This window comes from Gordonibacter sp. 28C (assembly GCF_003339845.1).
Taxonomy (GTDB): Bacteria; Actinomycetota; Coriobacteriia; order Coriobacteriales; family Eggerthellaceae; genus Gordonibacter.
The window spans coordinates 92456-118512 of sequence record NZ_PPTR01000006.1; the positions used below are offsets into that span (position 1 = coordinate 92456).

General features: G+C 65.2%; 23 protein-coding genes and 1 tRNA gene. 4 read left to right on the forward strand and 20 right to left on the reverse strand.

Annotated elements, in window-relative coordinates; genetic code table 11:
- The first annotated feature begins 537 nt into the window (after window positions 1-537).
- Window positions 538-2373: an FAD-binding protein gene (locus C1878_RS09225; RefSeq protein WP_158539778.1), complete on the forward strand. Its 1836-nt coding sequence runs from the start codon at window positions 538-540 to the stop codon at window positions 2371-2373.
- Between the two features lie 168 nt (window positions 2374-2541).
- Here C1878_RS09225 and C1878_RS09230 read toward each other — a convergent pair whose 3' ends face one another.
- The 6 genes from C1878_RS09230 to C1878_RS09255 form a co-directional block, all read right to left on the reverse strand.
- Window positions 2542-3474 (reverse strand): LysR family transcriptional regulator, encoded by a 933-nt coding sequence (locus C1878_RS09230; protein ID WP_114601335.1) that lies wholly within the window; start codon window positions 3472-3474, stop codon window positions 2542-2544.
- Window positions 3475-3559: 85 nt separating this feature from the next.
- Entirely contained in the window at window positions 3560-4687 is a 1128-nt protein-coding gene (locus C1878_RS09235; protein WP_241963680.1) for a DUF1648 domain-containing protein, read from the reverse strand.
- Window positions 4688-4693: 6 nt separating this feature from the next.
- Window positions 4694-5200 (reverse strand): GntR family transcriptional regulator, encoded by a 507-nt coding sequence (locus C1878_RS09240; protein ID WP_114601336.1) that lies wholly within the window; start codon window positions 5198-5200, stop codon window positions 4694-4696.
- A 13-nt stretch (window positions 5201-5213) separates the two neighbouring features.
- The gene (locus C1878_RS09245) at window positions 5214-5528 is read right to left on the reverse strand and encodes a DUF1648 domain-containing protein (RefSeq protein WP_114601337.1); all 315 of its coding nucleotides are present in this window, start codon (window positions 5526-5528) and stop codon (window positions 5214-5216) included.
- Window positions 5529-5589: 61 nt separating this feature from the next.
- Entirely contained in the window at window positions 5590-7185 is a 1596-nt protein-coding gene (locus tag C1878_RS09250) for a hypothetical protein (protein WP_114601338.1), read from the reverse strand.
- Between the two features lie 11 nt (window positions 7186-7196).
- Entirely contained in the window at window positions 7197-8012 is an 816-nt protein-coding gene (locus tag C1878_RS09255) for an ABC transporter ATP-binding protein (RefSeq protein WP_114601339.1), read from the reverse strand.
- Between the two features lie 517 nt (window positions 8013-8529).
- On the opposite strand from C1878_RS09255, the gene C1878_RS09260 reads away from it, so the two are divergent.
- Window positions 8530-9519 carry a CPBP family intramembrane glutamic endopeptidase gene (locus tag C1878_RS09260; protein WP_114601340.1) on the forward strand — a complete coding sequence of 330 codons (990 nt, stop codon included), beginning with the start codon at window positions 8530-8532 and terminating at the stop codon, window positions 9517-9519.
- 378 nt (window positions 9520-9897) lie between these two features.
- On the opposite strand, the gene leuB is transcribed toward C1878_RS09260, so the two are convergent.
- The 4 genes from leuB to C1878_RS09280 all read right to left on the reverse strand — a co-directional run bounded on the left by leuB (window position 9898) and on the right by C1878_RS09280 (window position 13390).
- On the reverse strand, window positions 9898-11007 hold the full coding sequence (gene leuB / locus C1878_RS09265) for a 3-isopropylmalate dehydrogenase (protein ID WP_114601341.1): 1110 nt from the start codon (window positions 11005-11007) through the stop codon (window positions 9898-9900).
- A gap of 4 nt (window positions 11008-11011) precedes the next feature.
- Window positions 11012-11509, reverse strand: a complete 498-nt coding sequence (locus tag C1878_RS09270; RefSeq protein WP_114601342.1) for a 3-isopropylmalate dehydratase small subunit — start codon at window positions 11507-11509, stop codon at window positions 11012-11014.
- Window positions 11510-11524: 15 nt separating this feature from the next.
- Window positions 11525-12793, reverse strand: coding sequence for a 3-isopropylmalate dehydratase large subunit (leuC, locus tag C1878_RS09275; protein WP_114601343.1), 1269 nt, complete (start codon window positions 12791-12793; stop codon window positions 11525-11527).
- Between the two features lie 126 nt (window positions 12794-12919).
- On the reverse strand, window positions 12920-13390 hold the full coding sequence (locus C1878_RS09280) for a spore coat protein SP96 (RefSeq protein ID WP_114601344.1): 471 nt from the start codon (window positions 13388-13390) through the stop codon (window positions 12920-12922).
- A gap of 312 nt (window positions 13391-13702) precedes the next feature.
- Here C1878_RS09280 and dinD point away from each other — a divergent pair, with 312 nt between their 5' ends.
- On the forward strand, window positions 13703-14563 hold the full coding sequence (gene dinD, locus C1878_RS09285) for a DNA damage-inducible protein D (RefSeq protein ID WP_114601345.1): 861 nt from the start codon (window positions 13703-13705) through the stop codon (window positions 14561-14563).
- A 105-nt stretch (window positions 14564-14668) separates the two neighbouring features.
- Here dinD and C1878_RS09290 read toward each other — a convergent pair whose 3' ends face one another.
- From C1878_RS09290 to C1878_RS09335, 10 genes are all read right to left on the reverse strand, one after another.
- On the reverse strand, window positions 14669-15565 hold the full coding sequence (locus C1878_RS09290) for a peptidoglycan-binding protein (RefSeq protein WP_114601346.1): 897 nt from the start codon (window positions 15563-15565) through the stop codon (window positions 14669-14671).
- 153 nt (window positions 15566-15718) lie between these two features.
- Window positions 15719-16768, reverse strand: coding sequence for a polyprenyl synthetase family protein (locus C1878_RS09295; RefSeq protein WP_114601347.1), 1050 nt, complete (start codon window positions 16766-16768; stop codon window positions 15719-15721).
- A gap of 253 nt (window positions 16769-17021) precedes the next feature.
- Window positions 17022-17106 (reverse strand) — tRNA-Leu (locus tag C1878_RS09300).
- Between the two features lie 124 nt (window positions 17107-17230).
- Entirely contained in the window at window positions 17231-18232 is a 1002-nt protein-coding gene (locus tag C1878_RS09305; protein WP_114601348.1) for a Ppx/GppA family phosphatase, read from the reverse strand.
- A 58-nt stretch (window positions 18233-18290) separates the two neighbouring features.
- Complete coding sequence (locus tag C1878_RS09310) at window positions 18291-19109, reverse strand: septum formation initiator family protein (protein WP_241963681.1); 819 nt, start codon at window positions 19107-19109, stop codon at window positions 18291-18293.
- A 338-nt stretch (window positions 19110-19447) separates the two neighbouring features.
- Window positions 19448-19828, reverse strand: coding sequence for a metal-dependent transcriptional regulator (locus C1878_RS09315; RefSeq protein WP_114601349.1), 381 nt, complete (start codon window positions 19826-19828; stop codon window positions 19448-19450).
- A gap of 433 nt (window positions 19829-20261) precedes the next feature.
- Window positions 20262-20492 (reverse strand): hypothetical protein, encoded by a 231-nt coding sequence (locus tag C1878_RS09320; RefSeq protein WP_114601350.1) that lies wholly within the window; start codon window positions 20490-20492, stop codon window positions 20262-20264.
- Between the two features lie 28 nt (window positions 20493-20520).
- Window positions 20521-22872, reverse strand: coding sequence for a ferrous iron transporter B (locus C1878_RS09325; protein WP_114601351.1), 2352 nt, complete (start codon window positions 22870-22872; stop codon window positions 20521-20523).
- Between the two features lie 317 nt (window positions 22873-23189).
- Window positions 23190-23429, reverse strand: a complete 240-nt coding sequence (locus C1878_RS09330; RefSeq protein ID WP_114601352.1) for a FeoA family protein — start codon at window positions 23427-23429, stop codon at window positions 23190-23192.
- Between the two features lie 376 nt (window positions 23430-23805).
- Entirely contained in the window at window positions 23806-24114 is a 309-nt protein-coding gene (locus C1878_RS09335) for a FeoA family protein (RefSeq protein WP_241963682.1), read from the reverse strand.
- A gap of 319 nt (window positions 24115-24433) precedes the next feature.
- On the opposite strand from C1878_RS09335, the gene thrC reads away from it, so the two are divergent.
- Window positions 24434-26008: a threonine synthase gene (gene thrC / locus C1878_RS09340; RefSeq protein ID WP_199519319.1), complete on the forward strand. Its 1575-nt coding sequence runs from the start codon at window positions 24434-24436 to the stop codon at window positions 26006-26008.
- Window positions 26009-26057 lie beyond the last annotated feature (49 nt).

The following is a 26057-nucleotide window of genomic DNA, read 5'->3' on the forward strand; positions in this document are numbered from 1 at the left end:
CGCCCGTGCGCAGCGCCTGACGGCGATCTGGCGCTGCGCAGCCTCGAACGAGGGAATGTCAATGGCGGTTCAACGGCGGGAAGCCCCCGATTCGGCACAAAAACCGAGTTCAGGGAATCCTCGATAGGGTGCGTAACGCTTCCGCGTCAAGCTCGGGAATTGCGACCTGCGGTTTTCTTTCGAATGCCCGACGAAGGGCACCGGAATGGGTCTCGAATATTCCCTGAACTCGGTTTTTGTGCCGTATTGCGGCATGCCGAGCAAAGCGCCTCGCCCACAAATGCCGAAAAAGCGGGCGCGGTGAGCGGTGCGGCCGAACACGCTGCTGGCGAGCGCCCGCCACGCGCCAGATGCGTGCCCGACACGCGCGAAAGGTTTTCCGCGTCCGCCGCGGTTTTCCCTTCGTACGCCGTCGAACTTCCTCCCGCCTTGCGCGACATCGTTCCGACGTGCCGTTTTCCCTCCTCAAACCACCGGCGCGGCGCACCTACAATGAAGGCGTCCCGAGGAGGGGATCGTTCGAACAAGGAGGGAATCATGAAAGACGAAGCAAAGCGAGGGCTCCCAGGCGAAGACGCCAAGGCCACGGGAAGGCACGCGCTCAGCCGGCGCAGCTTCTTCAAGGCAGCCGCCACAGCGGGCATCGCCACGGCGGCGGGCGGCGCGCTCGCCGCATGCGCGCCGTCGCAAGCAGCCTCGGAGAAGGGCTCGGGCGACAAGGCCATGGCGGCGTTCGAAGCGGCTGCGGCGCCCATCGAGCCCGTCGAGCCGCCGGCATCGTGGGACTTCGAAGCCGACGTCGTCGTCGTGGGATCGGGCGGCGGCGGCATCACCGGCTCGGTGCGCCTGGCGGACGCGGGCAACAAGGTCGTCATGCTGGAGAAGAACGAGAAGACCGGCGGCACCTCGTCGTACGGCGGCATGTTCGTCAACTTCGGCGGGCACCGCATGGCCAACGAGGTGGAATGGGCCTACCCCAGCTACCCCTACGACCCGAACAAAGTGGTCGCGTACGTGAACGACCTGCAGCAGATGACGGTTGACCCGGAGCTGCTGTACGCCATGGCGGTGGAGGGCCCGCTGTGCATCGATTGGATGGCCGACGCCCTCGAAGTCCCCTGGGCGCCGTCGAGCAAAGGCCCCGCCGGCATGAAGAGCCTGTACTGGGACGGCCAGATTACGGCGAAGAACTCCATCGAGATCAACCACTTCCCCTTCGAGATGATGACCGAAACGGCCAAGAAGCACGGCGTGGACATCCACACGAGCACCGAGGCGCTCGCCCTTGTCATGGACAACGGCGCCGTGGTGGGCATCAAGGCGAAAACACCCGACGGCGAGAAGTTCTACCACGGGAAGAAGGGCGTGCTCCTCACGGCCGGCGGCTTCGAGATGAACCGCGCCATGCTGAGCAAGTACACGCCTACCTGCCTGCGCGGCATCGTGAACGTTGCCACCCCGCCGTACAACGACGGCGCGTGCATCCGCATGGGCCTGGGAGCGGGCGCCGACCTTTCCGGCTACAACTCGGTCGCCTGCTTCGACGGCAGCGTGGAGTGGGAGCCTTACGACGAGTTCGCCACCACCATGAACGCCCACGTCAACAAGGACGGCAACCAGGCGGTGCGCCAGCCTTGGCTGCTCATCAACCGCATGGGGCAGCGCGTGCCGTACCTGAGCACCGGCGGATCGTCCTACCCCTTCCAGAACACCGACCCCGACTCCATGGTCACGGCGCTCACCGACCAAGGCGCCGTGGAGATGAGCCAACCGGGCGGGCGCGCCTACGTGTGCTTCGACTCGAAGTTCGAGCAGCTGGTGGGCGACAACTACTTCAAGCAGTCCGTCTGCCGCGTGGGCAAGGTCATCCCCGACGACGACCCGCTCATCGACCGCGTGCCCGAGTGGCAGCGCGACTGGCGCAACGCGTTCCAGATCATGGTGGACGCGGGCGCCGTGAAGGAGTGCGACACCATCGAGGAGCTGGAAAAGGAACTCGGCCTGCGCGAGGGCGTGCTGGTGAAGGCCGTGGAGGATTGGAACAAAGCCTGCGAAGCCGGCGAGGACACCGTGCCCACGTACAAGTACGATCCCGAGTGGCTCATCCCCATCGGCGACCCGCCGTACTACGGCGCGAAGATCGGCGGCAACCTGTTCGCCACGAAGTGCGGCCTGCGCATCAATCCGAAGATGCAGGTGGTGGACACGGAAGGCGCGGTCATACCCGGCCTGTACGCCGGTTGGCACACCGCGGGCGGCTCCAACGGCGAGAACAACATCGCCGGCAAGCCGTTCAACGGCATCTACGGCGACGTGGGCCTGTCGTTCGTGGGCGGCTACATGGCGGCCGGCAGCATCATCGACGAAGCCTAGACCTTCCGCAAACCGCGCCCTCCCTCCCTTCGGCGCGGACGGCGCCCCGCGAGATTCCCCTCGCGGGGCGCCGCGTTGTTCGAAGGGTCTTGAACGCGCGTGGCGCGCGAGATCGGCACGTGAGCGGCAGAACGGCGCGCAGGCCGTGCGGCGCGCCTGGAACCGAAACTACCGCGCGAGCGCCGCCGCCTTCAAACGCTCCAAGAACGCGGAGCCGCACGCGTCGAGGCGCTCGGGATCGCACAGCACGTGCAGCTCGCAGGGAATGGAGAAGTCCTCGACCCCGAATATCCTGATGTCCGGGCTCGATCTCAACCCCGAGCGCGATCCCGCCAACGCCACGCCGAACGTCTCGCCCAGTCCGGACAGGTACAGGTCCAGGTAGTTCGCGCACGGCTGATTGTCCGGCTCCACCGCCACGCCGACGGCGGCGAAGTAATCCGACACCGTCTCGCCCGCGCATACCATGTTCCGCGAATTCCCCAGCAGCAGCGTGTATCCCTCGAGGTCGGCTGCGGAAATGCGCTCCTTCTCGAACAGGGGGCACGTGCGGTTCATCCAAAACAGGCACTCGCCCGTTTCAAGATAGAAACTCGACACCCCCTCGGGCAGCGAAAGCGGCTCGACGGCGTCCGTGCACCCTCGGTTGCGCAGATGGGCGAACAGGGACAGATCCACTTTGCCTGCCTGCACCGACTCGACGTTCGCGTACGTGCCCGAAGCGAACAGTATCTCGATATGCTTGTCGGGACATTCTTCCTTGAAGGCGGCTATGGAGCCCAGCAGCAGATCCTCGAACGGCGGGTAGTCCAACGTGCCCACCACGAGCGACGAAGACTCGGCGGCGAACGCGCGGCACTCCTCCACGCTCTCGTCCACCACCTTCACGATGGCGCGCGCCTTCTTCAGGAACAGCTTGCCCGTGGGCGACAGCTCCAGCGCCCCGCCGCGCTTCACGGTGAGCGGCGCGCCCACCTCGTCTTCGAGCGCGTGGATATGAGCGCGCAACGTGGGCTGCGAAACGAACAGCTCCGCAGACGCCTGGGCGTAGTTGAGCGTGCGCGAGAACGCCAGGTACTCTTTCAAGTAAGCGGTTTCCAATGGTATCCCTCCCCTCTACCATTGTCCCCCACTATACACGAATCGCGCGCAGCGTGCGCCCGACGAGCCGGCCCCGAACGCCCCCCTATTGCATGATCGTCATCACGGCCACCATGAACGCCACCGTCAGCGCGAAGCCGCCCGCCATGATGGCCCACACGGCGGGGCGGGCCCAGTTCATGGTCCAGCCGATGCCGAAGCGCTCGGGCAAGAACAGGCTGGGGTCGTCGGGATTGAAGTAGAACACGCCCAGCTTCCAATGCTCGTCGTCGTCGGCCAGCAGTTTGTCGGAGGCGCTCATGCGCGCGAACACGCGGGCGCCGCCCTGGCCGTACACCAGGCTGATGGCCAGCGAGCCCACCACCATCACCAGCGCCAACGCCACCACGAACACGCCCGCCTGCCCCAAGCCTATCACGCCGATGAACGCCAGCTCCATCACCGGCCCCAGCAGGCTGAGGGCCAGGCCGCCCGCCACCAGCAGTATGCTCTGGGCGCGCGCGAACATGCCGTAGGCCAGCGCCGACGTGGCCGGCGCGTTCGGGTTCGACGGCTTCTTCGACCGCAGGATGGTCCAGTGCGAGAACACCATGCACGCCGCCATGAACGCCACGATGAGCACGGGAGCCAGCACGGTGAGCGGGGTTTTCTCCATGTACTCCGTCACCTCGCCCTGGAAGTTCATGTGCTGCGGGATAAGATCGGGCATCTGGGCGTACCCCACGATGCCGATGGCCAACGTCAAAGCGACGACGGGCAGGTACAGCAGGTTCCACTTGAGCGGCACGGCGCGCGGCACGGGCGCGTCGCCCACCACGGCAACGGTCTCCTGCGCCGCGGCCTGCCAACCCCTCTCTTTCTTGTACGTCCGCACTTTCGAGCGGAAGTACAACATGAGCCCGTAGCTCATGCCGCAGATCAGCAGCGTGCCCACGCAGAGCACGGCCAAAGCCACGCCGGCGTTCCCCGTGAACGCGCCGAAGGTGCCTGCAGCCGTGAGCGCCGCCGTGAGCGCGCCCATGATCAGCGCATAGCGCAGCTTGAGCACGCGCAGGTAGGGATCGTGCGCGGCGGCGTCGGGCACGGTGACGGCGAACACCTCGCCGCGTCGCATGAGGAACGGCGTCACGACGGTCATGATGCCCACGATCGGCACCAGCAGGACGGTCAGGGCGAGCATCGCCGTGGCGAACTCCGTTGCGTTTCCCTCCACGGCGCGTCACGCGTCCTTTCCGCAGGCGGGGGCGAAATCGGCTGCGGCGGGGAGCATTGTCGTGCCAATGGATCGATTGGCCTGTGATGCCGGCGAAGCCGCGTCGGCGTCGGTCCGCTCGCCCGCACCGTAGGCGCGCGCGGCTTGGGCCTGGGCGCATTCCAGAAACTGCCCCCAGCTGCCGCCGCGCGCACGGTGCGCCAAGGCCAACTCGAACAGCTCGTTCTCCATCTTGCCCAGCTCGATGCGCGCGCGATCGGCGCGATCCTCTTCGCAGGGGTCGGCGATGTAGGCGCCCGAGCGGCCGCGCATGAGCACGTAGCCCTCGTCGCGCAGCACGGCGTAGGCCTTGTTCACGGTGTGCAGGTTGATGCCGAGGTCGCTCGCCAGCGAGCGCACGCTGGGCAGCGCCTGCCCCGGCACCAGCTCGCCCCGCGCGATGGCCGCGATAATCTGATTGCGCATCTGCAGGTACAGCGGCTCGTCGGCCTTTTGTTCGATGCGGATTATCATAAGCTTCTCTTCCCTACGAGAACAATCCCGTCATAACGAGCGCCAGCGCGCCCACCGCGGCGCCGATGGCGCCCAGCAGCAGCCCCACCTTCGCACGCGTGACCGCGAACCAGCACGTTCCGAACAGTCCGATGCCGATCGACGCCGCAAGGGGGAACCACTTAGGCGCGTATCCGTTCGCCTGCCCGGTGAGGCCCACATGCATGACCACCTGGTCGGGAAGGACGATCCACTGCGCAATGGCCAACGCCACCACAACTGCCGCCAAGATCGCGGCCACGGCCGCGCCCTTGGGGCCTTCCAAAATCGCTCCTTCGTATCTGCTCATGATACCACCCTTTCCGTATCCTATCTCAACCGCCACCCGCTCTCACGCCGCCTCGCCACCATTACGCGACCAGCCGCCCGTTCGTCGTCACCCGGAACAGCGCCACCGACGCCGCCCCTATCGACACGGCCACCACGAGAGAGGCCGCCGTGCCCAGCAGCGCCGTGACCGCGATGCCCGCGCCCGTGCACGCCATGCCTCCCATGATGGCCACCATCACCGGCATGCCGCGCTTCACCGGCTCGTACACCGTCGTCCAGTCGTAGCGCGGATGGCGCGCGTCCACCGCCAAACCCACGAACGCGGCGAACAGGGACAACCCCAGCGGCACCACGAACATCGCCGCCACCGACACGGCGTCGAGCGAGAACGCCAGCGACAGCGCCACGCCGCCGATCGCCACCGTGGGCAGCGCGAACAACAGGTTGACCGCAGCCTTCGCCCCCAGGATGGTGCGAGCGGAGACCGGCGCCGTGAGCATGACCCAGCGGCTGGAGCCCTCGAGCGACACCGACGGCGCCGTGGTGGACGAGATGCCCACGCAGAACGCGACGACCCAGGGCAGAAAGCCTCCGACGAGAGGCGCGAACTCGGCCGGCAGCGCGTCGAGCGACAACACCCCCATGACGCGGGCCGCCACGGCCGCGATGCACGCCACGACAACCAGCACGTAGCCCATGCACCCGTTCAGCAGGTAGATGGGCGTGGCCACCAACAGGCGCAGCTCCTTGCTCACCAGCGCCCGGAACGGCGTTCGCGCCCGTAGGCCGCGCGCGCCGCGCGCCGCACCGTCAAACGAGAACGAGCCGTGCGGCCGCGAGGACATGAGCAGCGAGTTCACCGGCACGAACACGCGCACCAGCACCGCCAGCAGCACGGCCCCCGCCACCAACGACACGCCCGCGAACAGCGCGAACGACAGCATATCGCCGGACGCGATACCCTCGGCGGCCCAGGCGGCAGGCGGGAAAAAGCCGGCCATCTGCGCCACCGCCTCCGTACCCAGGGCGGCGAGCGCAGCCTCGTCGCCCGACTGCCCCGACAGCGCGAACGAGCCTGCCACGATGGCCAGCACCGCAACCAGCGACAGCACCACCATGACGATGTTCGCGTGCCGGAAGCGCGAGGAGAACGCCGCGATGAGCGCCGCCAGCACGATGGCCGCCGCCAAAGGGGCGAGCGGCGCCAGCACGATGGACAGCGCCATGAGCACGACGGACAGCGCACCCGCGCCCGCATGGGCCGCGTACACCGCGAACGCCGGCACCATGACCAGCAGCCCGAACACCACGCTCATGGCGTACAGCGACGCGATGCGCGACAGCACCACGGACAACGTGGGCACCGGCAGCGACATGACCAGGTCGTAGTCCTTGAAGGCGAACAGCACGCCGTTCGTTTTGAGAAACGCCGCCACCGCGCCGGCAACGGCGCCCACGAGCACGGCCACCAGCGGGATGGCCTCGACCATGCCCAGCTGCGCCATTCCCTCGGCCACGCCGACGCTGTACAGGGCCGCCACCGCCACGATGGCCGCCACGACCAAAGCCGCCAGCGCCAGCGTGCGCTTCGCCTTGGCGGCGTCGGCGTGCAGCGCCTTGTTGATGCCGAACAATCCGAGCAGCTGTATCTTCAACAGCAGGATGAACGAACGCATGACGGTCTCCTTTATGTCTTCCGGCCGCCGCGGCGGCTTTCGCCCTCACGTCCGGCCGCAACGCGCTCGGCCACCGGCTCTTTGCCCGCTTCGGCCTCGCGGTCGATCATGTCCAGGAACACGTCCTCCAGGCTTTCGTCGCCCACGACGTCGACCGTGGGGCCGCATGCGCGCAGCCGACCTTGCTTGATGATGGCCACCTTGTCGCACAGCTTCTCCACCACTTCCAGGACGTGGCTGGAGAAGAACACGGCCGAACCGCGGTCGGCCAGCTCGCGCAGCATCTCCTTCACATGGAACGCGGCCTCGGGATCCAGGCCCACGAACGGCTCGTCCAGCACGAGCAGCGTAGGCTCGTGCACGAGCGCGCCGATGAGAACGAGCTTCTGCCGCATGCCGTGCGAGTACGACGAGATCAGGTCGCCGAGCGCCGATGTCAGCCCCAGCCGGTCGGCGTGCGCCTGTATGCTCGCGCGACGCGCGTCGGCGGCCACCCCGAAGATGTCCGCGATGTAATCGAGGTACTGGATTCCGGTGAGAAACTCGTACACGTCGGGGTTGTCCGGCACGTAGGCCGTGACCTGCTTGCAAGCCAGCGCGTCGGTGCGCACGGAGCGCCCGGCGATGCGGATGTCGCCCTCGTCGAAGTCGGTCACGCCCACGATGGCGCGGATGAGCGTGGTCTTGCCCGCGCCGTTATGCCCCACGAAGCCGAAGATGTCGCCGGACATGACTTCGAGCGACACCCCGTCGACCGCGCGCTTCGACCCGAACGCCTTCACCACGTCCTTCACCGCCAGTACGGGCGCCTTGCCTTTATCGTTCATGGTCCGCCTTCCGATCCGATGCTTTTCTTTTTGTTATATTTATGCTATAACAGATGGAACAAAGATGCAATTGGTTTTTCACTACTGGAAATTCCACGATTTAATCGAGGGCGATAAGGATAGAGAACCAACGGATAGAGAACGGCTAGAGAAGCGATAGAAAGCGAGCCTCGAAAAACCGAGGGGCTATGGAACTGCGGGGTTTTCGGGAACACGGAGCTGCGGGGCCTTCGAAACACGGGGGCAAATCGACTTTCAAGCGCAAGCACAAGGCGAAGCCGAAGGCTAGACGCAGAACAACGCAGCTTCCAAATGTTTCACGTGAAACATTTGTACGTTTTTACAGCGAAGGATGTACCGTGCGACGAAGCGCCAAGATAGGAGCGGAAGAGAAAGCGAAGACGGAGCAGGTGCACTGCATTCGCATTTTCGTTCATCAAAAAACGAATGCGCCAGCGCGATAGCGCGCCGGAGCGCTATCGCGCGATAGCGTGCGAAAGCGAGAGAGGATGCGACAATGAAGCGAATCGTCATTTTCCTGGCCGTCACGTTCGGGCTCACGTGGGCCTACGAATTCGGGGTGGTCTACCCCATCGCCACAGGGGGCCTCGCAGGCGTGCCCGACGTGGCCGCCCAGTTCGTCACCGGCGCGGCCATGTTCTTCCCCGCCCTAGGCGTGCTTATCACGCGCCTGGTCACGCGCGAAGGCTTCAAGAACTGCGTCATCAAACCGCGCGGATTCAAAAAGACGCTGCCGTGGTTTTTGATCGCATGGTTCGGACCGGCCCTGCTCGCCTTCATCGGCGCGGCCGTGTACTTCCTCGCGTTTCCGCAGGATTTCGATCCCAACATGTCGACGATGGTGGCCGCGACGCAACAGGCCGCCGCGTCCGGAGGAGCCGAAATGCCCGCCGAAGCCATCAAGATGATGCTGCTCGCGCAGCTTCCCTTCGCCGTGTTTCTCGGTCCCGTGCTCAACATCGTCACGACGTTCGGCGAGGAATGGGGCTGGCGCGGCTACCTGGTGCCGAAGATGGCCACCCACCTGCGCATCGTTCCCACGCTGCTGGTCACGGGCGTTATCTGGGGGCTGTGGCACGCACCGCTCACCATCATCGGGCACAACTACGGCGTGGGCTATCCCGGATGGCCGTTCGCGGGCATCGCGGCCATGTGCGTGTTCTGCATCGTTTTGGGCATCTTCTTCACCTACGTCACCGTGCGCACGGGCAGCTGCCTGGCCGCCGCCTTCGGCCACGGGGCCGTCAACGCGCTCGCAGCCGCGGGCATTATATTCTCGGTCACGGGCGGCAACCCGTTCGTCGGCCCCATGCCCGTGGGCATCCTGGGCGGCAGCGCCTTCATCGCAGTCGCGGCGTTCATGCTGTGGGATCTGCGCCGCCGCGAGAAAGCGGGCACGCTCGACATGCCGAAGGCCGGCCTACCCGACGACGTGCGGAAGGGCGACGTGCTGACCGAGAAAGCGAGAGCAGAGGCCGCTCGCTAGCGCCAGAAGACAACGAACCCGGAAGGCCGCAACCGAAGGCAGGCGCCCGACGCCGCGCGCAAGACCACGCGCCGCGAGAACCGGAGAGCCGCCAACGCGGCAATCCCCGTAGGGGCGGCCTGCCGGCCGCCCTGCGCAAACCTGTTCCCTGCAGAAAAATCATGCGGCGAGCGCATCGCGCGCTCGCCGCATGTCATACATCTTCGTATCGTGCTCCGCCGGGCGGGCAGCTGCCCGCCCGGCGGAGTCTTCTCAACTTGGCGGGCAATTCTCATGCGACCCTTCCGTCGCAGCGAGATGCGGTAAAACTTTCATGGTGCCTTCTACCGCACTAAACGACGTGCGAGCCGACCTCCCATCGCGGCCGGACGAACACCTTTACAAGTGCGACACCACGAGGTCGCCCATCGCCACGGTGCCGACGATCTTGTCGGCGGAAGTGTCGGCTTGCCTGATGTCGCCCGTGCTCCAACCCTCGTCGAGCACGGCGGTCACGGCGCGGCGGATGTCGTCGGCGGCCTCGTTCATGTCGAAGCTGTAGCGCAGCATCATCTCCACGGACAGGATCTGCGCGAGCGGGTTCGCGATGCCGCGCCCCGCGATGTCGGGCGCGCTGCCGTGGCTGGGCTCGTAGAGCGCCGTTCCGTCGCCGAGCGATGCGCTGGCCAGCATGCCGAGCGAGCCCGTGATCTGCGCCGCCTCGTCGGACAGGATGTCGCCGAACATGTTTTCCGTCACCACCACGTCGAAGTCGACGGGACGGCTGATGAGCTGCATGGCCGTGTTGTCCACGAGCAGGTCCTCAAGCTCCACGTCGGGGTACTCCTGGGCGCCCACGCGGTGCACGATCTCGCGCCACATGCGGCTGGTCTCCAGCACGTTCGCCTTGTCGACGCTGGTCACCTTGTTGCGGCGCTTGCGCGCGGCTTCGAACGCTTGGCGCGCGATACGCTCCACCTCGTACTCGCGGTACTCGAGCGTGTCGTAGGCGCGCTGACCCGCCGCGCCGTCCGTTCCGCAGCCCGCTTCGTCGTAGAAGCGCTCACGACGGCCGAAATACAAACCGCCCGTCAGCTCGCGCACGATCATCATGTCCACGCCGTCCACGATTTCCGGCTTCAAGGTGGACGCGTCGGCGAGCGCGTTGAATATCTGCACGGGACGCAGGTTCGTGTACAGGCCGAGCGCCTTGCGGATGCCCAGAAGGCCCTGTTCGGGACGCGGCTTCGACGGATCGGTGGTGTCCCACTTCGGGCCGCCGACGGCGGCCAGCAGCACCGCGTCGGACGCTTCGGCCACGCGCAGCGTCTCGTCCGGCAGCGCCGTGCCCGCCTCGTCGATGGCGCACCCGCCCAGCAGCGCCTCGGTGTAGGAGAACGCCGTGTCGTACTTCGCGCCCACGGCGTCGAGCACTTTCACGCCCTCGGCGATGATCTCCGGCCCGATCCCGTCGCCGGGCAGTAGGCAGATGTCGTAGTTCTTGGTCATGACGCTACTCCTTGCCCAACTTCTGACGCGTGCGGTTGATGAGCCCGCCCGCCTCGATGATCTCGCGGATAAACGGCGGGAACGGCTGCGCCTGGAACGTGGCGCCCGTCGTCTCGTCCACGATCACGCCGCTGTCGGCGTCCACGCTCACCACGTCGCCCTGCTTGATGGCGTCCACGGCTTCGGGGCACTCCATGATGGCGAGACCCGTGTTGATGGAGTTGCGGTAGAAGATGCGCGCGAAGCTCTTGGCCACGACCACGTCGACACCTGCCGCCTTGATGGCGATGGGGGCGTGCTCGCGCGACGACCCGCAGCCGAAGTTCTCATCGGCCACGATGATGTCGCCCGGCTTCACGCGCTCGACGAACGACGTGTCCAGGTCCTCCAGGCAGTGCTTCGCGAGCTCCGCCGGATCGGACGTGTTCAAATAGCGGGCCGGGATGATGACGTCGGTGTCGACGTCGCGCCCGTAACGGTGCGCGGTTCCTTTGAATTGCATGGTCGCTCCCCTTCCCTAGTCCAGGTCTTCCGGCAGGCCGATGTGGCCGAGCACGGCGCTTGCCGCAGCGACGGCCGGCGAGGACAGGTACACCTCGCTGGTGGGGTCGCCCATGCGGCCGACGAAGTTGCGGTTCGTCGTGGCGATGGCGCGCTCGCCCGCGGCGAGGATGCCCATGTAGCCGCCCAGACACGGGCCGCACGTGGGCGTGGACACGGCGCAGTTCGCGTCGAGGAACACGTCCATAAGGCCCTCCTCCATGCACTGGCGATACACCGCCTGCGTGGCGGGGATCACGATGCAGCGCACGTCGGGATGCACGGTGCGGCCGCGCAGCACGTCGGCGGCCTGGCGCATATCGACGATGCGGCCGTTCGTGCAGCTGCCGATGACGGCCTGGTCGATCTTGACGTCGCGCGCCTCGGCGGCCGGGCGCGTGTTCGAAGGCAGGTGAGGGAACGACACGGTGGGCACGATGGAGGCGGCGTCGATCTCGTACACCTTCGCGTACGCGGCGTCTGCATCGGAGTGGTACTCGGTGTAGGGACGCTCGGTGCGGCCGTCCAAATAAGCGCGCGTCACGTCGTCGACCTCGATGAGGCCGGCCTTGCCGCCCGCCTCGATGGCCATGTTCGAGATGCTCATGCGCTCGTCCATGCCCATGGAACGGATGGCGCTGCCGGTGAACTCCATGGCCTGGTAGAGCGCGCCGTCCACGCCGATCATGCCGATGATGTGCAGGATGACGTCCTTGCCGGTGACGCCGGGGGCCAGTTCGCCCTCGATCTTGAACAGCAGCGACTCGGGCACCTTGAACCACGCCTTGCCGGTGGCGTAGCCCACGCCGGCGTCGGTGGAGCCCACGCCCGTGGCGAACGCGCCCAGCGCGCCGTACGTGCAAGTGTGGCTGTCCGCGCCGATGATGAGGTCGCCCGCACCCACGACGCCCTGCTCGGGAAGCAGCGCGTGCTCGACGCCCATGCAGCCCACCTCGTAGTAGTGGATGATGCCCTGCTCGCGCGCGAAGTCGCGCACGATCTTGGCCTGCTCGGCGCTCTTGATGTCCTTGTTGGGGACGTAGTGGTCGGGAACGAGGGCGATCTTCGTGGGATCGAACACCTTCTCGACGCCGATCTTGCGGAACTCCTTGATGGCGATGGGGGACGTGACGTCGTTGGACAGCACAAGGTCGAGATCGCATTCGATCAGCTGACCCGGCTCCACTTCGTCGAGTCCCGCATGGGCGGCGAGTATCTTCTCCGCCATGGTCATGGGACGTGGCATGTGCGCTCCTTTGTGCGGTGGGTCTCGTGAAAACGTCATCGATTGTACCACTCCACCACTCCAGCATGAAGAAGAGCCCCGAGGGGCTCTTCATTGTGAAGCTATTTTCCAGAAATGCGCTACGGTTTACCACGTGCCGTGGTAGTCGTAGCCGTAGTAGCCGGCCGAACCCATGGCTCCGGCCACCATTGCCGTCACCATACCGCCGATGGCCAGGCCGATGAGAATGCCCAGCACGATCCACACGACGAAGCCGATGATGGTCCACTTCAGAGCCTCGCTCTTCACCTGCGGCAGCTTGTCCACGTTCACGAGCCACGAGATGACGATGCCGGGTATGCCCATGAGCGCGCCCACGACGAACCAGCCGAACTTCATGCCGCCGGTGAGCTGCATGAGCGGCGCGGGCATGTACATGGGCTGCGGTTGGGGCTGATACGCCGGCTGCGGAGCCTGATAGGGCTGCTGCGGCGGCATCTGCTGACCCATGGGAGGCTGCTGCGGCTGCACGGGGGGAACGGACTGCGCGGGCTCGGAGGGCTCGGGCACAGGAGGAACGGGGGCACCCTGATCGGTGTTGTTCGTGTCTTCAGCCATGATGACCTGCTTTCGTCGAAGTTGCTTGGCAGCAAGTATAAAAGGCACGTCGCGCCACTCCGACATACCCAGCAAAAACGTCATCGAACCGACACGCAAATACACCGATTGGTGTAGGTCGCGCAGGGGGGGTCTTTCCGCACGCAGATAGATAATCAAGTTAAGCGGGATAGATTCTTAAGATCGAACTCTGCATTCTTGCACAATTAGCGAACATTTGTTACTATTTATAACATTCAAAAGGGAAGGCGATTATTCGCCACGCGGCCTCGCCCGTTCCGATTCCAAGAGAAGCGAATCAAGGAGGACGCCATGGCGCAGCTGAACGCACCCGAATACGCTCCATTCGAGAAACTCAAGCATCGAGACGAATTCGGTAACGAATATTGGCTTGCCCGCGAGTTGGCGCCAGTGTTGGAGTACAGCACGTGGCACCGGTTCCAGGATGCGCTAGATCGTGCGATGCTTGCATGCAGTCACAGCAAAATACCTGTTCAAGATCATTTTTCCAAGGTCGGAAAAATGATCGAGATCGGAAAGGGCGGCAGGCGAACCGTCAAGGACTACCGCCTCTCCCGTTACGCCTGTTATCTCGTTGTCCAGAACGGCGATCCGCGCAAGGAAGTCATCGCGCTCGGGCAGACCTACTTCGCCATACAAACGCGGCGCCAGGAGATAGCCGACGCCTTCAACGCGCTCGACGAGGACAGCAAGCGCCTCGTCGTGCGCGGCGACGTGCGGCATTGGAATCTGATGCTGGCAGATGCAGCCGAAAAGGCCGGCGTCAAGACGAGCATCGACTATGCAGCTTTCCAAAATGCGGGATACCAGGGCCTATACGGAGGACTAACCGCGAAAGATATTCACAAGCGAAAGCGCCTAAAGAAAACTCAGAAGATACTCGACCATATGGGCAGCGAAGAATTGGCGGCGAACCTGTTTCGCATCACGCAGACCGAAGCCAAAATGCGACGCGAAGAGCCCCAAGGTCTCGAGCCTGCAAGCGGAATTCATCGCACGGTCGGCAGCGCCGTGCGCAGTACCATAGTCTCACTTGGAGGAACCATGCCAGAGGACCTCCCCACGCCCGAAAAAAGCATTGGACAGATAGAGCGCGAGCAACTGGACCGCATCGGCGAAGAAGATGATGACGACCCCGCTCTCGGACAGTAGAAAACGCCGCAGCAGAATATACCGGACACGCAGGTTGGCGCAGTAAGTCAGCGAGAGGCGCCCTCGCAGTGTCGAGCAGTCCCGGCGGTCGTCAAACCGCCGGGACTACGACAGCGCGGAGCACAGGGCGTCGAGCAGGGTGATGGCGAAGTGCTGCGCCGAGCGGCCCTCGCCGGCGTCTTCCCACACGGTGCCCGGCAGCTCCACGGCTATGCGCGACGGCGCAGCGGAGTCGGCCACGCCGATGGCCGTCTCCAAACGCAGGGGCAACGTGGCCTCGTCGTCGAAGCTCACGCGCGGCACGGCCTCGGCCGTGTCCTCCTCGGCCAGCACGATGTGCACAAGCAGCATGTCCCGGTCGGGAGCCACCAGAAGAGAATCCGCGCTCACGATCTTCGAAGCAGGGCTCGTGGCCAAGGCGAGGTTCGACATGCGCGAGGCCACGCTGCGCGTGAAGTCGCGCGTTCCGAACAGGCACAGGGCATTGTGCTCCAGCACGTCGGCCGCGCGGGCGAATCCCAGATGAACGGCCTCGTGCACGGCTTCCTTGCCTTCCCAGGAATGATGCAGGTTGCGGATGGCCGAATAGGTGTACGCGCCCGCGATGCCGTCGGACGGCAGACCCAAGTTGAGCTGGAACTTGCGCAGGGCCAGCTCGGTGTACGCGCCGAAGATGCCGTCGTTCGCCCCGCAGGCGAATCCGAGCGCGCCCAGCGCCTGCTGCAGCTCCTCGACGTCGTGGCCGTGGAAGTGCGGCATGCGCAGGTACAGCGTGCGGTCGCCCAGGAAGTACGAGGCGTCCACGAGCGTCGACCAAACCTTGTCGGTCACGTCTTCGCCGGCAGGCAAGCCCGCCTGGATGCAGAAGGCCCGCACGGCGGCTGCGGTCCGCTCGTCGAACACGCCGTCGACGGCGGCCTGGTCGAGCAGCCCGATGGTGGCGAGGCGCTGCTGCACGTCCTCGACCGCAGCGCCCGTGTCGTGTCGTTTGATGGTTTCCATGAGGTCATGGTACCGCAGGGCGAACACCCTCCGACATGCGCAAAGGGGGTTTCACCAAAGCAACAGAGGCAAGGCGCAGGTTGGCGTAGTAAGTCAGCGAGGGCGGGCCGCAGCGTCGAGGGGTTCCGGCGGCCGGCAGGCCGCCGGAGCAACCTACTTCAACCTGTTGACGAACCAATCGGCCATGGAGGTGAGCAAATCGCGCGACGTGGAAGGCCGCACCATGTCCACCAGGCGGTTCTTCGCGATGCTCGTGAGGTTCTCGGCGTAGTTGCGCGCGTACTCTATGCTGCCGGACGCCTCCATGATGTCCACGGCCTCGGCGAGCACCTCGGGGTCCTTCTCCTTCGACGAAAGGATGTCGATAAGGCGATCCCGATCGACGGAATGCTGCAGCGCGTGCACCACCATGAGCGTGCGCTTGCCCTCGGTGATGTCGTTGCGGAAGTCCTTCTTGGTGCTTTCCTCGGAGCCTACGAGGTTCAGCAGATCGTCCTGGATCTGGAACGCGAGGCCCGTGTCCAGGCCGTAGTTGCGCAGCGCTTCCACCTCGGTCTCGGTGCCTTCGCCGATGATGGCACCGATGGCCAGCGGCACGGCACCCGAATAATGCGCCGTCTTGTGCGTGGCCATGACGAGGTAGTCCTCGGGCGTGATGTCGTAGCGGCCGTCGCGCGCCCAGCCGATGTCGAGCGCCTGCCCCTCGATGGTGCGGCGCGTCATCTCGATGAGCTCGTTCACCACGCGCACCTTGCACGCGTCGTCGAGCAGCGGGTCGTTGATTACCGTACCGTTCACCAACGACAGCGCCAAGTCTCCCATGTTGATGGCCAGGCCCAGCCCTTCCGTGAGATGCAGGCACGGCTCGCCGCGGCGCAGCTCCGCCTCGTCCGCGATGTCGTCGTGGATGAGGGCGGCCGAGTGGAAATGCTCGATGGCGGCAGCGGCGCTCGTGGCGCGCACCATGTCGCCGCCCACCGCGCGGCAGGCAGCGAAACAGATGAGCGGGCGGTGGCGCTTGCCGCCGTTTTGGCTGTACGCGGTCAACGGATCGTACAGGTACCGGTTCATGTCAGGGTGCGAGCCCTGGGGGATGTACGAGTTCACCAGCGCGCCGACCCGATCGGCGTAGCAGGTGAGGTATTCTTCGAAGGTTTCGGGCGGCTCTTCGACAGCCGCGATGATGTCGTTGATGTTGTCCATAACGCTTTCTTCGATAGACGGATAGACATTGCCCTAACGCGCCGACCACGCTCGGCGCAGACGCTTGAGCAATCGTACCACAATCGCCTCGCGCGCCATGAACCGGCAAGGCGACCGGCACCGTCATCTACGTGAAAACTGCATGCTCTGCCGGATGTATACGAGGGTTTGCATAAGCAGCGCGAAACCACCTCATCGGTTCGAGCCCCGCCGGGATATCCCGGGCGAGTGCCCGCCTGCGCGTTGTCCAACCTGGTAGGAGCGGTGGGACTCGAACCCACATATCCGAAGATGGCGGATTTTAAGTCCGCTGCGTCTGCCAATTCCGCCACGCTCCCACGCGACCGCGCTCGCCCCGGCGAAGCGTCCGCATTGCGCGGGGCTTGCCGAAGGCAGCTTGTATATGGTAGCAAATTTTCGACGCGATCGGGACGAGCCGCCCCGACCAAACGCGCGCCCGCCCTATTCGGCCACCCTTGCCGCGTCCAAGACGATGCCGTGCAGGATGTCCGATTCGCTCACCGTGAACGAGGGCATGCCCGCCAAATCCAGAACCACCTGCAGAATAACCAGGCCCGCCACGATCACGGGTGCCCGGCCGGGGTCGAGCCCCACCGTGCGGCGGCGTTCGTCCAGCGTCGCGCCGGCGAGCTGCGCGTACACCTCGTCGAGCACGGGCCGCTCGACCACGGAACGATGCACGCGGGACGAGTCGTACTCCGCCATGTGCTCGTGCACGGCCACCACGCTCGTGGCCGTGCCGGCCACGGCCACCACGCGCTCGAGCGCGAACCCGCTGGCGCGCAGGTCTTCGAAGTAGGGCCGCATGCCGTCCGCGATCCAAGCACGGGCACGATCGAGCTCGCCTGCGGCGGGCGGGTCGGCAGCAAGGAACTTCTCGGTCACGCGTCGGCATCCGATGTTGAACGAGTGCGCCTGCACGGGCTGGCCTCCTGCCTGGCCCGCAACGAGCTCCGTCGATCCGCCGCCCACATCCACCACGAGAAGGCGCTCGCCCGCAAAATCGCACGACGCACCTGCGAACGACAGCGCCGCCTCGCGCTCGCCCGGCACGACGGCAAGCGTCACGCCCAAGTCGGCCAGCATGGACACGAATTCGTCGGCGTTCCCCGCATCGCGCGAGGCTGACGTGGCCACGGCCGTCACGGTCACGGGGCTTCCGTCCGTCGGAGCGCATTCTTCGAGTATTCCTCGATAGCGCGCGACGACCTCGGCCACGCGGCGCATGGCCTCGGGCTTCAGCATACCCGTGGCGTCCACGTCCTCGCCGAGGTTCGTGATGGCGTATTCGCGCCGCAGTTCGTGCAGCGCGCCCGCGTCGTCGATGTCGGCCACGAGCATGCGGCACGTCACCGTGCCGATGTCGATGGCGGCGTAGCGGCCGGGGCGCAGCGCGCCGGCCGCCGAGCAGGAGGGCGTGGGATCAATCAAATGGGAAGCCATGGGGTTGTCGGTTCCTCCTCGTGCGCAGATGGACCTGGTAATAGAGAGCGCCGGCAGCCTATTTCACGCCGAAGAGAACGTCGAGCGCCGGCGAGTACCACGTCTCGGGCGCCTCGATGCTGCCGGGCACGATGTTGGCCGTGAAGCCGGAGCCCGACCCTTCGCCTCCGTCATCGGAAAGGCCGTGCACGTTGGCGGTCTGGTAGCCCTCCGGCACCCAGCCGAACTGCTCGTGCGCCCGGTCTTCGATGCCGGCGTCCGTCTGCAGGGCGCCCACCTCGGATTCCAACGAGGCGTTGCGCTGCTCGATGGCCGCGTACTCCGCCTCGAGCCGATCGTGCTCGCGCACGGAGTGGTACAGCTGCTGGGCGGGAGCGTACAAAAACCAGCACGAAAGCAGCAGGCACACCAGCACGCCGGTTCCGGCTATGAACTTGGGCGAGCGCTTCCATGCCGAGAGCACGGCAAGCGGGTTGAGCGCGGCCAGCGAGAACGTCCGGGTCTTCCCCGCCGCATCGTTCTGCATGCGCGCGGCGCGCTTGTGGTTGGTGCCCATCTCACCCTTGTACACGGCTGCGCGCGAACCCGTGGCCGCCGCATCGCTCGTGCGGCTGCCGCCGCCGAACTGCTTGTCGAACTTCTTGTCGGCACGGCCCTTCTGGCGCTTGCGACGAAGCTCCTGCAAGCGCGAGCGCTTCTCGGGAGCTTCTTGCGCCTCGTCGACCTCGTCGACGACGCTCTGCTTGGCGTGGGCTCCGCGACGTGGCGAGGAATCGCCTCGCGCGGCGCGGGAGCTGCGCTCGGAGTATGCGGTGACGGCGGAACGCGGCGACGCGCTGCCCGCCGTGCCGGATACGCGGGCGGCCGAAGAGGCCACGCGGGCGCTGGAACGACGAGAGGAAGCACTCTGCACCCTGCCGGCGGCAGGATGCCTGCGCGTGGACTTTCCCGGCGCAACAGAGGACGGACGCGCTGCGCCCGTTTCACGTTTCGCCTCGTCAAACGAAAGGATATTCGCTTGGTTGCCCAATGGAGTGCGCTCCTCTTAGCATCGTGGTTCGTTGATGGTGGGTGTAATGCCAGAAGCTTCGTCAAGGATACCACAGAAGCACGGCACCCGCCACCGCGCGCGAGGGGCTCGCCGGTATGTTGGGAAACCGTTGAAACGCGAGCGCCAGCACGAAAAACGCCGCTTGAGGCGGCGTTTCCAGGTGGCTAAAGACTGAGCTTCTTAATATAAGAACTCCATTTTTTGAACGACTCGTCGCTGATGGCGTGCTCCATGAGGCAAGCCTCCTTCTCGGCCTGCTCTTCGGGAATGCCGAGCGCCTTCGTAAGGAACGTGAACAGCATGTGGTGGCGGTCGAGCACCGACGAGCCGTAGGCGTAGCCTTCTTCCGTGAGCGTGATGTCGCCGTAATACGGCTGATCGGCAAGGCCCTTCTCTTTCAGCGAGGTCACAGCCTTGTTCACCGAGGCTTTGGAAACGCCGAGTTTCGTTGCGATGTCAACCGAGCGTACCGGCACCTCCGTCGTGCCGCCCAGCATGACGATGGCTTCAAGATAGTCCTCGTGCGACATAGACATTTTTTCCAAGGGAAACCCTCCTTCGCGCCTCGCCCATGGTACCACACCGCGCCCCCGGCCCGAAAGGTCGCCTTCGGGTTGCCGGCAAGCGCCGTCAGGAGAGAAGAGGAGGAGTGCCGGCGGGGAAAAGAGGGGGGAATCCCCGCCGGCGATGCTGTGCGGCGATCAGGCCAGACGAGAGAGGAGCCTTCGCCGCCGTGTCAGCAAGAAGAGGAGGCAGAGAGCGATGCCCGTCGTCGGCGCCTGTCGAGCGCTTTTCGAATCCCGCTGTCGCTTTCTGACATTTGTTAGTCTATGCTAACTTACTGTTGCGGTCAATAGAAGTTTCCCTTGGTTTACAATTCCTTCACATATCGGCAAGAGCCTGCGGCGTCGTGCCTCAAAACCGGCAGGGCCGGGCAAAAGCCCGGCCCTGCCGCCTGATGGATGCGACGAGGATGCGCTACGGTCGAACGCTCGCCTGCTTCGCGGCGCGCTCCATGTCGGCGACCATGACGTCCACGGCCCCGCATCCGGAGCAACCTGCGCAGCCCCCTCCCGCCGGCTTGTCGCCGCAGTGGTCGTGGCAGTCGCAGGTTCCGCGCCTCATCAGTCGGCGCACCGCCAACACGGCCAGCGCTGCGACGATCATTCCGATAACGACGGTGGCCGGGTTCATATCCAAAGACAACATGGGCTTCTACCTTTCTAAACGGACGCGCCTACGCAGCGTTCTTCTCGGCCTCGAGCCGCGCGGCACCGCCCAAGCCGTCGTACTTCGGCATGGGGCGGAACAGCTGGAACAACATGGCGACCAACGCCGCGAACGCCGCGCCGGTCCACACGGTGAACCCGCCGCCGCCCAGCAGCATGCCGAACTGGTAGATCATCAGCGCCACGACCCACGCGAACACCGTCATGTAGCCGATGGCGAACCACGTCCACTTGGCCGAGGCCATCTGGCGGCGGATGGTGCCGATGGCGGCGAAGCACGGGGCGCACAGCAGGTTGAAAGCGCAGAAGGCCAGGATGGCCGGCACGCTGCCGCCCATGAGGGCGCCGAACGCCATCCACATGGACGGATCGGCCTCGCCCGCATCGCCGAGGCTCGTGAGGATGCCGACGGTCGCCACGACGTTCTCCTTGGCCACGAGGCCGGTGATGGACGTGACCGTGGACTCCCAGTTGCCGAAGCCGAGCGGCGCGAACACCCACGCGACGGCGTTGCCCAGACCGGCCATGAGGCTGTACTGGATGTAGCCGTCCATCTCGGTGTCCAGCAGGCCGAACGCGCCCTCGTAGAACCCGAAGTTCATGAGGAACCAAATGACGATGGACGACAGGAAGATGATGGTTCCGGCCTTCACGATGAAGCTCCTCACGCGCTCCCACGTGGCCAGAAGAACGTTCTTCGCAGCCGGAATGTGGTACTGGGGCAGCTCCATGATGAACGGCGTGGCCTCGCCGGCGAACATCTTCGTCTTGCGCAGCATGATGCCCGAGATGATGATGGCAATGACGCCCAGGAAGTAGAACACCGGGGCGATCCACCAGGTGGAAGCGGCGTCCGCACCGGCGATCGCGCCGAACACGAGCGCGATGATGGGCAGCTTCGCGCCGCAGGGGATCATGGTCGTCGTCATGATGGTCATGCGACGGTCCTTCTCGTTCTCGATGGTCTTGGTGGCCATGACCGCGGGCACGCCGCAACCCGACGCGATGAGCATGGGGATGAAACTCTTGCCCGACAGGCCGAATTTGCGGAAGATGCGGTCCATGATGAACGCGACGCGCGCCATGTAGCCGCAGGCCTCCAACAGGGACAGCAGCAAGAACAGCACGATCATCTGGGGAACGAAGCCGAGCACCGCGCCCACGCCGGCGATGATGCCGTCGACGACGAGGCTCACGAGCCAAGGGGCCACTCCGTTGGATTCGAGCGCGTCGGTCGCCACGGGCGTGAGGCCCGGAACGTACACGCCGAACTCGGCGGGATCGGGCTCCTCCTCGGCCAGAAGCGCCAGCTCGCCTTCGGTCGCGCCCGCCTCTTCGGCAGCCGCCACGTTCTCTTCCCAAGCACCGACGGCCTCGTCGTACTGCTCGGTGCCGGTGTAGAGCCAGCCGTCGCCGAACACGCCGTCGTTGGCCCAGTCGGTGAACAGCGTGCCCACCGTGGACACGGAGATGTAGTACACCAGGAACATGATGACCACGAAGATGGGGATGCCCAACCAGCGGTTCGTCACCACGCGGTCGATCTTCTGCGTGGTGGTGGTGCCCTTGAGCGACTTCTTCACGGTGTCGGACACCACGTCGCCGATGGCGTCGTAACGCTCGCCGGTGACGACGCTCTCGGCGTCGTCGTCCATACGATCCTCCAGCGCCTCGCGAACGGCGGCGATGGCGGAGAGGTCGCCGGCGGGCAGGTTGAGCTGGTCGATGGTCTTCTGTTCGCCTTCAAGCAGCTTGATGGCGAACCAACGGGCCACGTTCGGCGTCACGCGCGCGCCCAGCACGTCGATGACCTTCGCCAGCGCCTCCTCGACTTCGGGGGCGAACCGCATGTCGGGCGCGGCGGGCGCTCCCTTCTTCGCCGCGTCGATGGCGGTTTCCAGCAGGTCGTCCATGCCGCGGCCTTTGAGGGCCGACGTCTCCACCACGGGGCATCCCAGCTTCTTGGAGAGCAACGCCGCGTCGATCTTGTCGCCGTTCTTCTCCACCAGGTCCATCATGTTCAGGGCCACGACCACCGGAAGGCCCAGATCGAGGATCTGCGTCGTCAGGTAGAGGTTGCGCTCCATGTTCGTGGCGTCCACCAGGTTGATGACCGCGTCGGGGCCACCGTCCAGCAGGTAGTCGCGCGTCACGATCTCCTCGGGTGAGTACGGCGAAAGCGAGTAGACGCCCGGCAGATCCGTGATGGTCACGTCCAAGGCGTGCGTGTAGGCGCCCTCCTTCTTCTCGACGGTCACGCCCGGCCAGTTGCCCACGTACTGCGAGGCTCCGGTCAGGTCGTTGAACATCGTCGTCTTGCCGCAGTTCGGGTTGCCGGCAAGCGCTATGCGAATTCCCATGTTCTGCCTTTCCCACGTTCCTTGCACGGTCCGGCGTTTCCCAGCGTCGCGCCGTGCCTGTACTCGAAGTTAACTGTAACTAACTCACTCCCAAAAAATAAGCGCCGAGGCGCTATTCGCGCGAAGCGCGAAAGCAAAGCCGCTGGTCCGCCGAGGTCAGCGAGGGTTTTCGTGGTGCTCCAGATTGGCGTGATGGGCTGGGCGAAGCGTGCTTCCGCACGTGAGCCCAAGCCAGCGCGACAAGATGGAGTGCCACGGAAAGCCACCCCTGAAGGGACTTGCTGCGCGGCGCAGCAGTCGGCACGTTTCGCTGGCCGTCAGGCCAGCGAAACCAGAATGCTCTCGGCTTCGCTCTTGCGCAGCGACAGCTCGTAGCCGCGCACCGTGACCTCGATGGGGTCTCCCAACGGCGCGACCTTGCGAACGAACACGTCCGTGCCCTTGGTGATGCCCATGTCCATGATGTGGCGCTTGATGGCGCCTTCGCCCGTCAGGCGACGTACCGTTGCCGACTCGCCGATAGCGATGTCGCGCAGCGTTTTTTGACCTTCTCCCATGTTCCTTCCCTTCCTTTTCGCCCATTGCCCGTGCATTGCTAACTTAGATCGATGGGATGCGCTCGCATTCGGGCAAGCGCCCGGCGCTTTCGCCGTCTCGCAACGAGCGAAGCACGCCGAAAGGCTCTGCACAACGCCAGCCGCAACCCTTTTGGCTGCCGCCGCGTGGAATCCTTCGGCTGCGCTTTCTGCGGTCGCCTCGCTCAGGATGACAGCGGAAAACGCGTCGGCCCGCACGCCGGCACACGCAATAGCCTGTCGACTCGCACGCTGTTTCACGTGAAACATTTGTACGTAAAAAAGGCCAAGAATCGAGTGCCGAAAAACGAGGACGAAAAAAACGAAAGCGCGGAAATCGAGCCTCCGGAACGGCGCGCTACGCGGCGGCGTTCGTGATGATGCGGGACGCGATCTGCTTGTTGAGCGCGACCTGCGTGCCCTTGACCTCCACGATGAGGTCGCCCGCAGCCTCGGACATGATCGTCACCCGCGCGCCCTCGACGAATCCCAGGTTCTCCAGATGATGGTGCAAGTCGCCCTTGCCGCGCACCTTCGCGATCGTCGCCGTCTCGCCGTTCTTCATGAACGACAGCGGCATCTGGTGGCGCGAGGCACCGGCCATGACGCTCGCGCCGGCGTACCCGGCCGCCCGTCCGTTCGCACTCGCTACCGTTGCGTTGCTCATGTCGGCTCCCATCAGTTAGCTTCGTATAACAAAAAGTATTCTATAGCAAACTTTCGAAAAATGAAAGCCTTGGCAAACTTTTTCTTGGAAGAGCCCGGCGAGCCATCGAAGAGAGGCGTCGCCCAGACCGTCAACCGACCGAGCACCAGGACAGCGGCTCTCCGCAGGGAGTCCATGCGCGATTTCGAATTGTTTACGGGTTTGCGGGAATTGGGTATTGGATGAAAAACGTGCGTTTGCGCCGCGTTCGTTGTTTTCGGAACATAGTATACTGTGAATGGATAATAGGCCGAGGGGATTCGAGCAGAAAGCGCAGGACATGGCTGCAAACCATTACATCGACACGCGGGGGGCCAGCGCGCGCCCGGTCACGTTCACAGAAGCCGTCGTCGACGGGTTGGCGGCGGGCGGCGGGCTGTACGTGCCCGAACGCGTCCCGGAGCTTTCCTTGGAGGAGATCGCGGCGCTGGCCCAGCTGCCCTATGCGCAACGTGCGGCACGCATCTACCGCGCGTTCGACGTCGACCTGCCCGACGAAACCGTCGATGCGCTCATGGAGCAGGCCTACGGCGACAACTTCGACGACGAGCGCATCTGCCCCATCACCTCGCTCACCGCGAACACCCACGTGCTGGAACTGTGGCACGGCCCCACGAGCGCGTTCAAGGACATGGCGCTGCAGTGCCTGCCGCGGTTCTTCTCCGCCAGCGCCGCCCAGCTGCGCGAGCAGGGGAAGCTCGACCACGACTTCCTCATCTTGGTGGCCACGTCGGGCGACACGGGCAAGGCGGCGCTCGAGGGCTTCCGCGACGTGGACGGCGTGTGCATCGGCGTCATGTACCCCGACGGCGGCGTGAGCGACATCCAGCACAAGCAGATGGCCACGCAGCGCGGCGGCAACGTGCAGGTGTGGGGCGTGCACGGCAACTTCGACGACTGCCAGACCGGCGCGAAGAACGTGTTCGGCGACGCCGCGTTCGCCGAAAAGCTGCAAGCCGACCACCGCATCGCGCTGTCCAGCGCGAACTCCATCAACTGGGGGCGCCTCATGCCCCAGATCGTGTACTACGTGTCGGCCTACGCGCAACTCGTTGCCGACGGCAAGCTGGGGCTGGGCGACGAGCTGGACGTGTGCGTGCCCACCGGCAACTTCGGCAACATCCTGGCCGCCTACTACGCCAAGCGCATGGGCGTTCCGCTGGGCATGCTCTTCTGCGCCAGCAACGAGAACCGCGTGCTCACCGACTTCATCAACACGGGCACCTACGACATAGCCGACCGCGATTTCGTGCTCACGCCGTCGCCGTCCATGGACATCCTCGTGTCGTCGAACCTGGAGCGCCAGCTGTTCGAGCTCACGGGCCGCAATGCGGAAGCCATCGCCGGCTGGATGGCCGACCTGCGCGAGAAACGCGCGTTCCGCGTGGATGCGGACACGTTCGCGCAGGTGCGCGCCACGTTCGCGTCGGACTCCATCGACAACGCCACGTGCCTGGACACCATCAAGCGCGTGTTCGACGAGCACGACTACCTGCTGGACCCGCACACGGCCGTGGCCTACCGCACGGCCGAGAACCTGCGGGGCGAGAACCCCGTGCTCGTGGTGAGTACGGCCCACTGGGCGAAGTTCGGCGACAACGTGTATCGCGCGCTGCACGGCCTGGAACCGGGTGCGGCGCTGCCCGCCGACGTGGCCGCGCTCACGGGCTGCGCGCTGAACGAGCTCATCGCACGGGAAACGGGCAAGCGCGACGTGCCCCGCGGTTTGGCCGAGCTCGACGGCCTGCCCATCCGATTCGCCGACGTCATAGACAACGGCACGGACGACATCGAAGCGGCGGCGCTGCGCTTCCTGGAGAGGCTCGACGCAGCGGCTTCTGGACAAAACGATTGACGGTTCCCGCAACGGCGGTGGACACGACAAGAGAAGGACGAGGATAGAT